General features: G+C 66.0%; 13 protein-coding genes. 5 read left to right on the top strand and 8 right to left on the bottom strand.

From position 1 onward, the window contains the following. Positions 1 to 6: 6 nt before the first annotated feature. Positions 7 to 909: a helix-turn-helix domain-containing protein gene (locus LPW26_RS18095; protein ID WP_238736928.1), complete on the bottom strand. Its 903-nt coding sequence runs from the start codon at positions 907 to 909 to the stop codon at positions 7 to 9. A gap of 173 nt (positions 910 to 1,082) precedes the next feature. Here LPW26_RS18095 and LPW26_RS18090 point away from each other — a divergent pair, with 173 nt between their 5' ends. From LPW26_RS18090 to LPW26_RS18070, 5 genes are all read left to right on the top strand, one after another. Beyond that, complete coding sequence (locus tag LPW26_RS18090) at positions 1,083 to 2,771, top strand: sensor histidine kinase (protein ID WP_238736927.1); 1,689 nt, start codon at positions 1,083 to 1,085, stop codon at positions 2,769 to 2,771. A 266-nt stretch (positions 2,772 to 3,037) separates the two neighbouring features. After that, the gene (locus tag LPW26_RS18085; protein WP_238736926.1) at positions 3,038 to 3,427 is read left to right on the top strand and encodes a RidA family protein; all 390 of its coding nucleotides are present in this window, start codon (positions 3,038 to 3,040) and stop codon (positions 3,425 to 3,427) included. A gap of 289 nt (positions 3,428 to 3,716) precedes the next feature. After that, a complete protein-coding gene (locus LPW26_RS18080) occupies positions 3,717 to 4,181 on the top strand; it encodes a GreA/GreB family elongation factor (protein WP_238736925.1) in 465 nt (154 codons plus the stop codon). A gap of 11 nt (positions 4,182 to 4,192) precedes the next feature. Further along, positions 4,193 to 4,609, top strand: coding sequence for a nucleoside diphosphate kinase regulator (rnk, locus tag LPW26_RS18075; RefSeq protein ID WP_238736924.1), 417 nt, complete (start codon positions 4,193 to 4,195; stop codon positions 4,607 to 4,609). A 159-nt stretch (positions 4,610 to 4,768) separates the two neighbouring features. Next, positions 4,769 to 6,151, top strand: a complete 1,383-nt coding sequence (locus tag LPW26_RS18070; RefSeq protein WP_238736975.1) for a homospermidine synthase — start codon at positions 4,769 to 4,771, stop codon at positions 6,149 to 6,151. A 264-nt stretch (positions 6,152 to 6,415) separates the two neighbouring features. On the opposite strand, the gene LPW26_RS18065 is transcribed toward LPW26_RS18070, so the two are convergent. From LPW26_RS18065 to LPW26_RS18035, 7 genes are all read right to left on the bottom strand, one after another. Continuing rightward, a complete protein-coding gene (locus LPW26_RS18065; RefSeq protein ID WP_238736923.1) occupies positions 6,416 to 6,760 on the bottom strand; it encodes a hypothetical protein in 345 nt (114 codons plus the stop codon). A 104-nt stretch (positions 6,761 to 6,864) separates the two neighbouring features. Further along, positions 6,865 to 7,587, bottom strand: coding sequence for an MgtC/SapB family protein (locus LPW26_RS18060; RefSeq protein WP_238736922.1), 723 nt, complete (start codon positions 7,585 to 7,587; stop codon positions 6,865 to 6,867). Positions 7,588 to 7,618: 31 nt separating this feature from the next. Next, the gene (locus LPW26_RS18055) at positions 7,619 to 8,638 is read right to left on the bottom strand and encodes a WD40 repeat domain-containing protein (RefSeq protein WP_238736921.1); all 1,020 of its coding nucleotides are present in this window, start codon (positions 8,636 to 8,638) and stop codon (positions 7,619 to 7,621) included. Next, on the bottom strand, positions 8,635 to 9,666 hold the full coding sequence (locus LPW26_RS18050; protein ID WP_238736920.1) for a CobW family GTP-binding protein: 1,032 nt from the start codon (positions 9,664 to 9,666) through the stop codon (positions 8,635 to 8,637). Before LPW26_RS18050 ends, LPW26_RS18055 begins: the two co-directional genes overlap by 4 nt. Before the next feature lie 137 nt (positions 9,667 to 9,803). Further along, positions 9,804 to 10,724, bottom strand: a complete 921-nt coding sequence (locus tag LPW26_RS18045; RefSeq protein WP_238736919.1) for a metal ABC transporter substrate-binding protein — start codon at positions 10,722 to 10,724, stop codon at positions 9,804 to 9,806. A gap of 4 nt (positions 10,725 to 10,728) precedes the next feature. After that, on the bottom strand, positions 10,729 to 11,601 hold the full coding sequence (locus tag LPW26_RS18040; protein ID WP_406677833.1) for a metal ABC transporter permease: 873 nt from the start codon (positions 11,599 to 11,601) through the stop codon (positions 10,729 to 10,731). A gap of 3 nt (positions 11,602 to 11,604) precedes the next feature. Continuing rightward, entirely contained in the window at positions 11,605 to 12,363 is a 759-nt protein-coding gene (locus LPW26_RS18035) for a metal ABC transporter ATP-binding protein (protein ID WP_238736918.1), read from the bottom strand. Positions 12,364 to 12,793: the final 430 nt, after the last annotated feature.

The raw sequence follows: 12,793 nt of genomic DNA, 5'->3' as shown, positions 1-12,793 counted from the left end.
GCCCCGTCAGTTCCCCGAGCGGCGGCGGAATTCGCCGGGGGAAACGCCGACCTGGCGGCGGAAGGCGCGGGTGAAGGTGGCTTGCGATGAAAACCGGCACACGAAGGCGATCTCCGCCAGGCTGATCTCGGTGCTCCTCTTCAGCAGGCTGACCGCATGATCGAGCCGGCGCGCGCTGATGAAGCGATGCGGCGGCGCGCCGGTGGCTTCGCGGAACGCCCGGGCGAAATGATGCTTACTCAGGCAGGCGACGTCGGACAGCTTCGCCAGCGTCAGATCGGCCTCAAGATTGTCATGGATGTAGTCGAGCACGCGCCGCAGCCGCGCTTGATCGAGTTTGACGCCGGCTTGCTGCAGATCGAGGCCCGGCTTCGTATCACTCGAATAGGAACTGATTAGATGCGCCACCAGCGTCTGCGTCAGGCATTCGATCAGCAGCTTGCCGCCGCTGGTCTCTTCGCTCAGCTCGCGGTGGATCCGCAGGCAGAGCTGGCGAACCAGTTCGTCGTCGACATTCGCCAGATAAGCGACATTGGCGGGCGATGGCGTCCGTGAACTGAGTTCGGCGAAGCCTTCGAACTGCGACCGCTCGAGAAACACGTGCAGAATGTTCGTGAGCGGCGACGTGATCCGGATCGATTCCTCGCGGACGCCGATCGGGCAGAACCACAGCGTCCCGCTCCGCACCGCCGTGTCCTGAAACTGCCCGGCGGCGCGGCGTTCGACCCGTCCGGGTGACGTCGACATCGCCAGAGTGACTTCCATCTGATCGGGCGTCGGGGCCGGCACATCGCAGGCCGGGTGGTTGCGGAGCTGCGCCGTAGCCCCGGTCCAATCCCGGCCGGCGGACGTCAGCAGCAGCTCGGCGGTGGGAAACTTGCGATCCCCGAAGTCCTGCAAGACCGTCATATCGTCGCTCCGTGCCGGCTGCCGCGCTGCAGCGAAGGCCATCCCACAACTTAGCCGAGGCGGTACCGGGATCAAGGATATCAATCTCGATCAAGACGATGCCTGTTTCGGCAAAGACGGCGGCCGCCCGCCGATCCACGATGAGGACTTCAATGGCAGCGTGAGGCATTCGCTTGGCCACCGAACAGAGCCGATCCCGCCCCGACCAGGCAGCACCGGTGCTGTCGATCCCGCGCCGTTATCGCGACCCGCGGGCGGGCGCCGAAGCGATGCGCCGGATCGGCTGGTGCGAAGATCTGCTGGCCGCCGCGCGCGCGGCCGCGTCCCCCAACCCGGCCCCGGCCCCAGCCTTGCAGGCCCCGGGCGACGAACCATCGGTCGTACCGCCGCTGATGAGCGGTCGGCCGCTCCAGGATGTCCGCGCCGCCCTGGCGGCAGGCCAAGGCAAAGCCAGCACAGGCGCGCCTGGCGACCGCGAGCGAATCTCGGCGGCTCAATTGGCGTTGGTCGACGCTCTGCTGTCCGGCGACCACCAGACCACCGCGCTGCTCGCCGATCCGACAGCCTCGGCGGCAACGCAGTTCTGGCTGCATTACTATGCGGGCATGTCGGCGTTCCTGTTCGATCAGGACGGCCGCGCCGCCGACCACCTCGAAGCCGCCCGCCAGCTCGACCGTAGCGGTGATTTCGCCGAGCTTACGGCGTCCCATCTCGACCGGGCGAATTTCTGCTACTTCCTGGCGCTGGCTTATTCCCGGCCCACCGCTCGCGGCTCGCTACCGCCGCGGGGCGCGGCCCATATCCGGTCGGCGCGGGATCGGTTCGAGGCCTCGGCCAGGCTCGATCCAGCCAATTTCCGCAGCAAGCATCTGTTGCTCGAGGCCGAGGCGGCCCGGCTGCTCGGCGACACGGCGCGCGCGCTGAGCTTGTACGAACGCGCCGCTGAGGCCGCCGGTCAGGCCGGCATGCCGCACGAACGCGCGCTCGCCCACGAACTCGCCGGCTATGCCTATATGGAGGCGGGGCTGCTGACGCCGGCGCTGGGCTGCTTTCACGCCGCGGTGGCCTGCTATCGGGCTTGGGGCGCCACCGGCAAGGCCGCCCTGCTCGAGCGCCGTGTCCTGTCCTCGACCGTCGACGCGCAGACCGCGACGACCCTACCGGCCTCGAACGCCAGTAGCTTCGCCGCCGCAGTCGTGCACGAGATCAATCAGCCGCTGGCCGGGATCATGACCCACGCCGATGCCAGCCTGCGCTGGCTGGAACGAGACCAGCCGAATGTCGGCGAGGCTCGAGCCGGTCTGCTCAACATCCGCGAAGCGGCGCGCCGGGCCGCCGCGATCATCCAGTCGCTGCGCGGCTTGGTCCAGCACAAGCGCGCCACGCTGCTCCCGGTCCGGTTGGATGAAATCGTGCATGATGCGCTACGGTCGGTCGCGGACGATCTTTGCAGTCATCGCATTCAGGTCGTTACGCATCTTTGCGCGACCGCCCCTGTCCGCGCCGATCGCATCCAGTTGCAGCAGGTGGTACTCAATCTGATGACCAACGCGGTCCACGCCATGGCCGAGACCGTCTTGGCGGAGCGCCGCCTGGTGATCCGGAGCGCTGTCTCTCCGGACGGCTGGGCACGGCTCACCGTCGAAGATCGCGGCCGTGGCATGTCGGACGCCGTGCAGGCGCGTATCTTCGAGCCGTTCTTCACGACCAAACAGGCCGGCATGGGCGTCGGCCTCGCGATCTGCCGCTCGATCGTCGAAGCGCATTGCGGATCGATCGAGGTCCGCTCCACGCTCGGCCAGGGTACAACCTTCACCGTCCGCCTCCCGCTCGCTCCGGCACGGAAGCCGCACCAAGTTTAATGTGATTGTGGCAAGGCCTTATCGCACCTCGCCTCGGCCGCCAGCCTCGGCAAGCGCCACTCGACGGTGAGGCCCGCAGCGGCGGCGAGGATCATCAGCGCGTCAAAGCCGAACGTGTCGATCCGGACGCTCGCGAAGAGGAGCGCCCTCTCCAGGAGGCGGCGCGATCGACCTCCCGCAGGCCGGAGAGGTCATCCACCAGCCTTGATTTACCCACCCGGACGCGGCATTGGCTCCCGATCTTTTCTCTGTTCCAGGATGCTTCGATGTCGCGTCGCCTGATTTCTACCGGATCGCCGTTCGAAAAGACCGCGGGCTACAGCCGCGCCGTGGTCGATGGCGATTTCGTCTTCGTCTCCGGCACCACCGGCTACGATTACACCACCATGACGCTACCCGAGGATGTGACGTCGCAGACCCGCAACTGCTTCAAGACCATCGGTGCGGCGCTGAAGGAGGCAGGGTTCGCGATGGACGACATCGTGCGCGCCACCTATTACATCACCGATCCGAAGGACGCCGATGCTGTGTTCGCGGTGTGCGGCGAGAATCTGGCGGAGATCCGTCCGGCGGCGACGATCGTGGCGGTCGCCGGGCTGTACAAGCCCGAGATGAAGATCGAGATCGAAGTCACCGCCAAGCGCCGCAGCGCCTGAGACTCGATGCTATTACTCCGCATGTTGGCTCGTAATCGAGCCAACATGTCGCAGGCGACGCGTTGACTTTGTGTGCGCCTGCCGTACGATGAGACCATGATGTTGAACGTCGGACATATCTACTTGCTGCTGCGCGCAGGTCGCCTCCAGACCGGAAGGTGACCCGGACGGACGCGCGTTGCGCCGTGCCGGGTAGAGTACCGTTCTCCATCCTCTCCTAATTCCATCATCACAACTCATCGCACAGTACGTGCCGCGCACCGCATCGCGGGCGCGTGAGGGTCCTGGCATGAATCCCCCGGTCAGCATCGCATCGACAGACTTCGGCCGTCTGAGACAGATCGCCGTTCAGGCACTCTTCAGCCGTGATCCGGTCGGCCGCTTCCTGTTCTCCGAGCTGGAGCGGGCGACGGTGATCGACGTGCCGGCAATCCCGGTGGTCCGTCTCGACGATTGGGTCACCTTCCGGGTCGACGACGATCAGCCGCTCGAAAGCCGCATCCTGGTTCTGCCCGGACAGCCGCGCCGCTGCGCTCTGCATCTGTCGGTGCTGTCGCCGGTCGGTGCCGCGCTGGTCGGCCTGCGGCCCGGCGACCGCATGCCCTATAGCGGCATCGACGGCGTGCAGCACGTCGTCACGGTGGAAAGTCTCGAGCCGCCCGACGGGGTGATTTCGCTGACCCAACGGCGCTCCGCGCGCGCCGCGCGGCCCGACGACAATCATCCGAACGGCACCGGTCCAACGGCAGCATGATGGTGAACGAAATGGTTAGCTCCTTGCAATCCGAATTACCTCCGATTTCGCTTCGCATGTGCGACGTCGAACGACTACGCAACCTCGCCGAGGCTGCATCAGAGAAGTATCCGCAGACCGCCGACTTCCTGGCGCGCGAGATCGATCGCGCGGAGATCCTGGCGGATTCCCGGGTCGTGCCCGGGCTGATCGTGATGGGCTCCGAAGTCACGTTCCGCGACGACATCAGTCATCAGGAACGCTGTGTGACACTGGTGTATCCGGAGGCGGCCGATGTGGAGGATGGCAAGATCTCGATCCTCACGCCGATCGGCGCCGCGCTGATCGGCCTGTCGGTGGGCCAGACGATCGAATTCCAGACGCCCGGCGGACGCTGGCGGTCGTTGACCGTCGTGCGGGCCTATCCGCCCCGCGAGGCGCTCAACTGAGCCCATTTGTGGACGTTTTATGAAAATCCCCGCGGCAAAGCATCGTTGCCGCGGGCCTGAAGTTGCCGTAGTCCTTCGCGGCAGCACGACCTCGTCACTCCCGGAGTTTCCATCTTGACCGCACATCCCGTCCACGCACGCATCACCGGCCCCATCGTGATGATCGGCTTCGGCTCGATCGGCAAAGGCACGCTGCCTCTGATCGAGCGGCACTTCGAGTATGACAAGAAGCGGTTCGTGATCATCGATCCGCACGAGGACGGCGAACTCGCCAAGAAGCACGGCGTGCGCTTCATCCAGCAGGCTGTCACCAAGGACAACTACCGCGAGTTGCTGATCCCGCTGCTCACCGAAGGCGGCGGCCAGGGCTTCTGCGTCAACCTCTCGGTCGACACCGGCTCGGTCGACATCATGACGATGTGCCGTGAGATCGGCGCGCTCTATATCGACACCGTCGTCGAACCCTGGCTCGGCTTCTACTTCGACAAGAGCGCCGGCCCGGAGAAGCGTTCGAACTACGCGCTACGCGAGACGCTGCTCACCGCCAAGGCGAAGCAGCCGGGCGGCACCACCGCGGTCTCCACCTGCGGCGCCAACCCCGGCATGGTGTCGTGGTTCGTCAAGCAGGCGCTGGTCGACATCGCGCGCGACACCGGCACCGAATACAACGAGCCGAAGAGCCGCGACGGCTGGGCGCAGCTCGCCCACAAGCTCGGCGTCAAGGGTATCCACATCGCCGAGCGCGACACCCAGCGCGCCAAGAACCCGAAGCCGATGAACGTGTTCGTCAACACCTGGTCGGTCGAAGGCTTCGTCTCCGAAGGCCTGCAGCCGGCCGAACTCGGCTGGGGCACGCACGAGACCTGGATGCCGGACAACGGCCGCACCCACACCGAAGGCTGCGGCGCGGCGATCTATCTGTTGCAGCCCGGCGCCAACACCCGCGTTCGCTCGTGGTGCCCGACGCCCGGCGCGCAATACGGCTTCCTCGTCACCCACAACGAGTCGATCTCGATCGCCGACTATTTGACGGTGCGCGACGGCCAGAACGTGGTGTATCGCCCGACCTGCCACTACGCCTATCACCCGGCCAATGACGCCGTGCTGTCGCTGCACGAAATGTTCGGCGCGGAAGGCAAGATGCAGCCGAAGTGGCACATCCTGGACGAGAACGAGATCGCCGACGGCATCGACGAACTCGGCGTCCTGGTCTACGGCCACGCCAAGAACGCCTATTGGTACGGCTCTCAGCTCTCGATCGAAGAGACCCGCGACGTCTGCCCGTATCAGAACGCCACCGGCATGCAGGTGTCGTCGGCGGTGCTGGCCGGCATGGTCTGGGCGTTGGAAAATCCGGAAGCCGGCATCGTCGAGGCCGACGAGATGGACTACAAGCGCTGCCTCGAAGTGCAGAAGCCGTATCTCGGCCCGGTGAAGGGTTACTACACCGACTGGACCCCGCTGACCGACCGCCCCGGCCTGTTCCCGGAGGATATCGACACCAGCGATCCGTGGCAGTTCCGCAACGTGCTGGTGCGCTGAGGCGCCTCCCCGACCGCTACGCGCTCCCTCTCCCGCTTGCGGGAGAGGGCTAGGGTGAGGGCGACGCGGGCACTGACTCAGCGACTCGTTGATAGGAGTGCCCTCACCCGCCGCGCTTCGCGCGTCGACCTCTCCCGCAGGCGGGAGAGGTGCGCCGTGCGCGGAGCGCGAGATTGCGTCATACAACTCACCACCGGCAAAAAAACGGGCCCGCAAATTGCGAGCCCGGGAAGGTGATTGTCGCTCGTTTATTGGCGGCGGTGATTAGCCGCCTTTCGGTTGAATCGGGTCGCCGACTTTTTCGGCGGGGGCCGGCGGCAGGGCCGGCTTGGCGCCGGACTGCACCGCATCGGCGTCCGGGCGAGCGGGCTGCGGCGGAATGTCGTGCGGCCGGGCATCGGACTTGTTGGCATCGGCCGGCGGCGACGTCGGCTTGTTCTCGGCGCCGGGCGTGGACTGCGTCGGCTGGGTTGCCTGCGCAAACTGCATTCGGCCGCTGCTGTCGACCTGGGTCAGCGCAATGCCGGAAACTCCGACGCCGGCCACGATCAGGAAGCCAGCCAGCAGCAGATCCCGCGTGAAGCCGTTTTGTTTCGCGATCTCGGTCATTGTCCTCATCCCTTGCACGGGGGGACAACAGGCCTGCCCGACCATCGTTCCGGGTTCCAACGTCGCACCCGCGACCGAAGCTGCGGATTTATCGATAAAGTGAATCAATCTTTGGTGCTGGTTTCCCAGCTAGCGTGATCGACCCCAGGGCGCCGTTCGAGATCCGCCACGACGGCATCGAGTTCGTCGGGCTCGACCGAGGTGGACACCAGCGTGGCGATGATCTCGACCTTGTCGTCGCCATGCTCCACGGCTTCGACCTCGACCTCCGCGACCGGATAATCGGCCTGTTCGAGCCGCTCCTCGAGTTCGTCGCGCAGCTTGTCGGCTGCGGCGCTGCCGGCAGTGAGCCGGACCGAATAGGTCGCCTCCGAGGTACGCTCATCGAACGGGATACGGTTGATGGCATTCACCAGCGGCCGCAGCAGAGTGTTGCCGGCGATCACGAACACCGTCAGCGCCACCGCCTGCGCGGCGAGATCGGCGCCGGCGCAGCAACCGACAGCGGCCGAACTCCACAACGTCGCGGCGGTGTTGAGGCCGCGGACGTTCATGCCCTCTTTCATGATGACGCCGGCGCCGAGAAAGCCGATGCCCGACACCACATAGGCGATCACCCGGACCGCGCCGTCGGCACCGGCCAGATGCATCGCCAGATCGACGAAGGCGGCGGCGCCGACCGCCACCAGCACGTTGGTACGCAGCCCCGCGGCGCGCGTCCGGTACTGCCGCTCAGCACCGATCAGCATGCCGAGCACGAAGGCGACGCCGAGGCTGAACAGCGTGTCGAAGAAGTCGGTCGTCTGGAAGGTCGCAAGGAAGCGCATGAGAACCGCCGGGCTCGGAAACGGCTTTCTCTTACAGCGGAAGCAATCCCGCTGCACCCTCCTCGTCGGCAAAAGCCAGCAGCGTGCCCTTTGCGTTCCAGGCCAAAGCCGAGATCGGCGCAGCGCCGTTGCGGCGAACGAGGATCTCGGCGCCATCGGTCAGCCGCACCATCAACACGGTGCCGTCGGTGTAGCCGCTGGCCAGAATGTCGTTCTTCGGATGACACGCCACCATGCTGACGCGGGCCTGCAGCGGCGCCAGCATCGCCGGCTCCTTGCCCATCGGCCCGTCCTTGCTGGCGAACGGCCAGATGATCACCGCGTCGGCGCCTGCCGTCGCGAGGCCCTTGCCGCCCGTCGTCCAGCCCATCGACCGCACCCGGCCCGGATAGCCGGTCATCCGCATGTGCCGCGAATCGGCGAGCCGCCAGCCGTGCAGCGCGGGCTCGTGCATCGCGGTGACCAGGAAGCGGTTGTCCGGCGAGAACATCACGCCGAGATGCGAGCCAGCCCATTCGAGGAATTCGGCATTGGCCGCCATGTTGGGAAACCACAGCGTCACGCCGTTGTAATGCGCGATCGCCAGCCGCATCCCCTTCGGCGCGAAGGCGAGGCCGCCGACCGTCGACGGCACCTCGAAGAATTTTTCCTCGGCCTTCGGCGCGCGCACATAGGCGATCTTGCCGACCGACCACGCCACCGCGCCGTCCGGATGCAGCGCGACATTGTCGACCCAGCGTCGCTTGGCGTCGGTCGCCAGCACGTCGGTTTTGCCCGACGCGTCGAGCTGCACCACCTTGCCGTCGTCGCCGCCGGTGACCAGACGCTTGCCATCGGTCACCGCGCTGAGGACCGCGCCGCCGTGCAGCGCCACCGTCGAGCTCTCGCCATCCAGCGTCGCCAGCACGGCGTTCTCCTCGGCGCCGACGAACACTGCGGTGTCGCCGAGGAAATGCACCGCCGTCACGGCGCCGCCGGTGGCGATCGCGACGACGCGATCGGTGACCGAGGCGATCGAAGCGGCCTCGCCCGCAGCGTCGAAGGCGCTCATGGCAGGATGCACTTGGCGAAGCCGTCGCGGATCGCCTGCTCGGGCAACTCGCGACCGATGAACACGACGCGGCTCTGCCGCGGCTCGTCGTCCTTCCAGGGCCGCTGGTGATCGCCTTCCAGCATCATGTGCACGCCCTGGAATACGTAGCGGTCGTCGTCGCCGGCGAACGCCAGAATGCCCTTGGAGCGCAGGATCTTGCCGCCATCGGTCTGCACCAGCTGCTGCAGCCAGGGCATGAATTTCGACGGATCGAGCGGCTTGTCGCTCTTCAGCGACAGCGATTGCATGTCCTCGTCGTGATAGTGCCTCAGGCCGTGACCATGGTCGTGGTGGTGGCCGTGGTCGTGATCATGATGATCGTGATCGTCGGCTTCGAGGAATTCCGGCTCGATTTCGAGAATGCGATCGAGATCGAACGCGCCGCGCTCCAGCACGTCGGCGAGCGCGACCTGGCAGCGCTCGGTGCGATGCAGCTTGGCGTAGGGATTGATCGCGCGGATCCGGGCTTCGACCTCGGCGAGCTCGGCCGGGGTGACGAGGTCGGTCTTGTTGAGCACGATGACGTCCGCGAACGCGATCTGGTTCTTGGCTTCCGGCGCGTCCTTGAGGCGGTCGCTCAGCCATTTGGCGTCGGCGACCGTCACCACCGCATCGAGCCGCGAATTCGCCATCACGTCCTCATCGACGAAGAAGGTCTGCGCCACCGGCGCCGGATCTGCGAGGCCGGTGGTCTCGACGATGATCGCGTCGAACTTGCCCTTGCGCTTCATCAGGCCGCCGAGGATGCGGACCAGGTCGCCGCGCACCGTGCAGCAGACGCAGCCGTTGTTCATCTCGAACACTTCCTCGTCGGCGCCGATGATCAGGTCGTTGTCGATGCCGATCTCGCCGAACTCGTTGACGATCACCGCGTACTTCTTGCCGTGGTTCTCCGACAGGATGCGGTTGAGCAGCGTCGTCTTGCCCGCGCCGAGATAGCCGGTGAGCACGGTGACGGGGATCTTCGAGGTCGCGGCGGTCGTCATCAGGCAGGTGCTCCGAACAAACCCCGATCCCGCGGAGCACGCGCGCCGCGTGTCTCGGGGGATGCGGGTGAAATGTGGTTGATCCGTCGAAAGCCCGCCTGGCGGCGGGCTCCTCGGGATAGGCGCGGCAGGTGCCGCTAATGGCCCAGCGCGCTCGTCAGCGTCCTTATATTGTGCCTGACCATGTCAATGTAAGTGGGGGCGTCGCCGTTTTCGGCCGTCAGGCTGTCCGAATACAGCGTGCCGCCAATCTTGGCGCCGGTCTCGGCGGCGATCCGCTGGATCAGCCGCGGGTCGCTGATGTTCTCCAGAAACACGGCGGGGATCTTGGCGGCGCGGATCTGCTTGATGATGCGGGCGACGTCGCGGGCGCTGACTTCGGACTCGGTCGAGACGCCCAGCGGCGCGATGAAACTGACCCCATAGGCGTCGGCGAAGTAGCCGAACGCGTCGTGGGTTGAGATCACCTTGCGGCCGGCGGGCGGAATTTTCGCCACCTGCTCGCGCACCTCGCGGTCGAGCGCATCGAGCTTGGCCAGATAGGCCTCGGCGTTGGCCCGATAGGTCGCGGCGCCGGCCGGATCGGCTGCGATCAGCGCGTCGCGAATATTGGCCACGTAGATCTTGGCATTCGGCACCGACTGCCAGGCGTGCGGGTCGGTGTGTTCGTCCTCGCCGTGGCTGTGGCCGTGGCCGTGGCCGTGGGCGTCGCCGTCCTTGTCCGCATCGCGGGTCTTGATGCCCTTGGTCAAGGTGACGATCGTGGCTTTGCCGCCCGACGACTGCACCAGCCGTGGCAGCCATCCTTCGAGCCCGAGTCCGTTGATGACGACCAGCCTGGCGTCGGCGATCTGTTTGGCGTCGCGCGGGGACGGCGTGTAGACGTGGACGTCGCCGGTCGGCCCGACCAGCGTGGTCACCGCGACACGGTCGCCGCCGACGCTGCGGACGAAGTCGCCGAGGATCGAGAAGCTGGCGACTACGCCGATGCGCTCCTGGGCGCGCGCGGGCAGCGCAGCGGCCAGCAGCGACAGAACGATGACAGCAATCCGGATCATGGTCTCACGCCTCGAGATGACGGCCGGTGAACAGCTTGTGCACGACGCCGCCGTTCCGGCCGAACAGCAGCGAGGCGAGATACAGCACCGCCGCGATCAGGATGATCGCAGGCCCAGAAGGCACGCGGGTGACGAAAGACAGCACCAGCCCGGCATAGCCGGACAGCATGGCGCTGCCGACCGCCACCATCATCATGCCGGTGATGTCGCGGGCCCAGAATTTGGCGATGCCGGCGGGCAGGATCATCAGTCCGACTGCGAGCAGCGTGCCCAGCGCATGAAAGCCGTTGACGAGGTTGATCACCACCAGCGCCATGAAGGCCAGATGTGCCGGCGCACCGGCGCGGCTCACGGTGCGCAGGAACAGCGGATCGACGCATTCGATCACCAGCGGCCGATAGATCACGGCGAGCACCAGCAGCGTCAGCGTGGCATTGAAGGCGATCACCAGCAGGGTGCGGTCGTCCATCGCCAGGATGTTGCCGAACAGCACGTGCAGCAGGTCGATATTGGTGCCCTTCATGGAGACGATCGTGACGCCGAGCGCCAGCGACACCAGATAGAACGCCGCCAGCGAGGCGTCCTCCTTCAGCTCGGTGACGCGCGACACCACGCCGGCCAGGATTGCCACCGCGAAGCCGGCGATCAGTCCGCCGAACGTCATCGCGAACAGATTCAGCCCCGACAGCAGGAAGCCGATCGCGGCGCCGGGCAGGATCGCATGCGCCATCGCGTCGCCGACCAGACTCATCCGCCGCAGCATCAGAAACACGCCGATCGGCGCGCCGCCGAGCGACAGAGCGATCACGCCGGCGAGCGCCCGGCGCATGAATTCGAATTCGGTGAACGGCTCAATCAACGCCTGATAAATCAGCATGGACTATGCGGCCCGTGACGGAGGCACATCGGCCGTGCAGGCGGCGGCGCCGTCGTCGAACGCCTCGCACATCCGTCGCGCCTCGGCCTGGTTGGCGGCGGTCAGCACCTCGTCGGTCGGGCCCCAGGCGACAGCCGTACGGGCCAGCAGCAGCACCTCGGGAAAACTGGCGCGGACCAGGTCCATGTCGTGCAAAGCGGCGATCACGGTGCGGCCCTCGGCGTGCCAGCGGCCGATCAGCGCCACCAGATCGTCGATGGTGCGGGCGTCGACGGCGTTGAACGGCTCGTCCAGCACGATCACACGGGCATCCTGCAGCAGCACCCGGGCGAACAGCATCCGCTGGGTCTGGCCGCCCGACAGCGTGCCGATGTTGCGATTCTCGAAACCGGACAGGCCGACGGCGCCCAGCGCCTGCACGATCCTGGCCCGCGCCGCTTTGCCGAGGCCGCCGAACGAGCCGCTGGTCCGCCACAGGCCGGTGCCGACGAAATCGAACACCGAGATCGGGAAGGTGCGGTCGATGTCGGCGGTTTGCGGCAGATAGGCGATGTCGCGAACATCGAGGCCGCCGCGGTCGATCGCCCCGGACAGCGGCTTGAGGATGCCGACGATGCCTCTGAACAAGGTCGATTTGCCGGCGCCGTTGGGGCCGACCACCGCTAGCAATGCGCCCGCCACGACATCCCCGCTCAGATGATGGACGGCCGGATGGCGGTCATAGCCCAAGGTGACATTATCAAACCGAAGCTGCGCGGCCACAGGTCACCTCATCGCCAGCAGGACGATCGCCCAAAGAACCACACTGATAGCCCCTGCCGCGAGCACACGTGCGCCCACAGTCATACGCAGGATCGACCATGGCGGCGGCTGCACCGGGTGCGGCGAGTCGACGCCATGCACATGGCCGGGCCGAGGGAGGTGGACCGAACTGGCCTCACCGGGACGAGAAAAACTGGTGTGGGAAGCGTCCATCTTGACCGCTTGAAGAAGAGACCGGGGCGACCTCTGTTACACTATAACAGCAAAAATAGCCTCGCCATCAACCGTTGGACGCTTTGACGATATTGAATACGGTATTGGATTAGTTCCCTATGCTTTCGGCATAGGCAAGTCGGTCAAAATTGCTGGAAATGCACACGATCTAGGCAATTTCGAAAGGAACCCGATTAAGGCCAATTTAAGGTTTCTT

The sequence above is a fragment of the Rhodopseudomonas infernalis genome (genome assembly GCF_022271405.1).
Lineage (GTDB): Bacteria > Pseudomonadota > Alphaproteobacteria > Rhizobiales > Xanthobacteraceae > Rhodopseudomonas > Rhodopseudomonas infernalis.
The sequence above is the reverse complement of the archived record's forward strand: the minus strand, read 5'-3'. Positions and strand labels throughout refer to the sequence as shown.

Excerpts from the sequence above, each read along its gene's own strand:
- LPW26_RS18070 (WP_238736975.1), top strand. The coding sequence starts at position 4,769 with ATGATCGGCTTCGGCTCGATCGGCAAAGGCACGCTGCCTCTGATCGAG.
- LPW26_RS18080 (WP_238736925.1), top strand. The coding sequence starts at position 3,717 with ATGAATCCCCCGGTCAGCATCGCATCGACAGACTTCGGCCGTCTGAGA.
- LPW26_RS18040 (WP_406677833.1), bottom strand. The coding sequence starts at position 11,601 with ATGCTGATTTATCAGGCGTTGATTGAGCCGTTCACCGAATTCGAATTC.
- rnk (WP_238736924.1), top strand. The coding sequence starts at position 4,193 with ATGGTTAGCTCCTTGCAATCCGAATTACCTCCGATTTCGCTTCGCATG.
- LPW26_RS18055 (WP_238736921.1), bottom strand. The coding sequence starts at position 8,638 with ATGAGCGCCTTCGACGCTGCGGGCGAGGCCGCTTCGATCGCCTCGGTC.
- LPW26_RS18065 (WP_238736923.1), bottom strand. The coding sequence starts at position 6,760 with ATGACCGAGATCGCGAAACAAAACGGCTTCACGCGGGATCTGCTGCTG.
- LPW26_RS18050 (WP_238736920.1), bottom strand. The coding sequence starts at position 9,666 with ATGACGACCGCCGCGACCTCGAAGATCCCCGTCACCGTGCTCACCGGC.
- LPW26_RS18060 (WP_238736922.1), bottom strand. The coding sequence starts at position 7,587 with ATGCGCTTCCTTGCGACCTTCCAGACGACCGACTTCTTCGACACGCTG.
- LPW26_RS18095 (WP_238736928.1), bottom strand. The coding sequence starts at position 909 with ATGACGGTCTTGCAGGACTTCGGGGATCGCAAGTTTCCCACCGCCGAG.
- LPW26_RS18085 (WP_238736926.1), top strand. The coding sequence starts at position 3,038 with ATGTCGCGTCGCCTGATTTCTACCGGATCGCCGTTCGAAAAGACCGCG.
- LPW26_RS18045 (WP_238736919.1), bottom strand. The coding sequence starts at position 10,724 with ATGATCCGGATTGCTGTCATCGTTCTGTCGCTGCTGGCCGCTGCGCTG.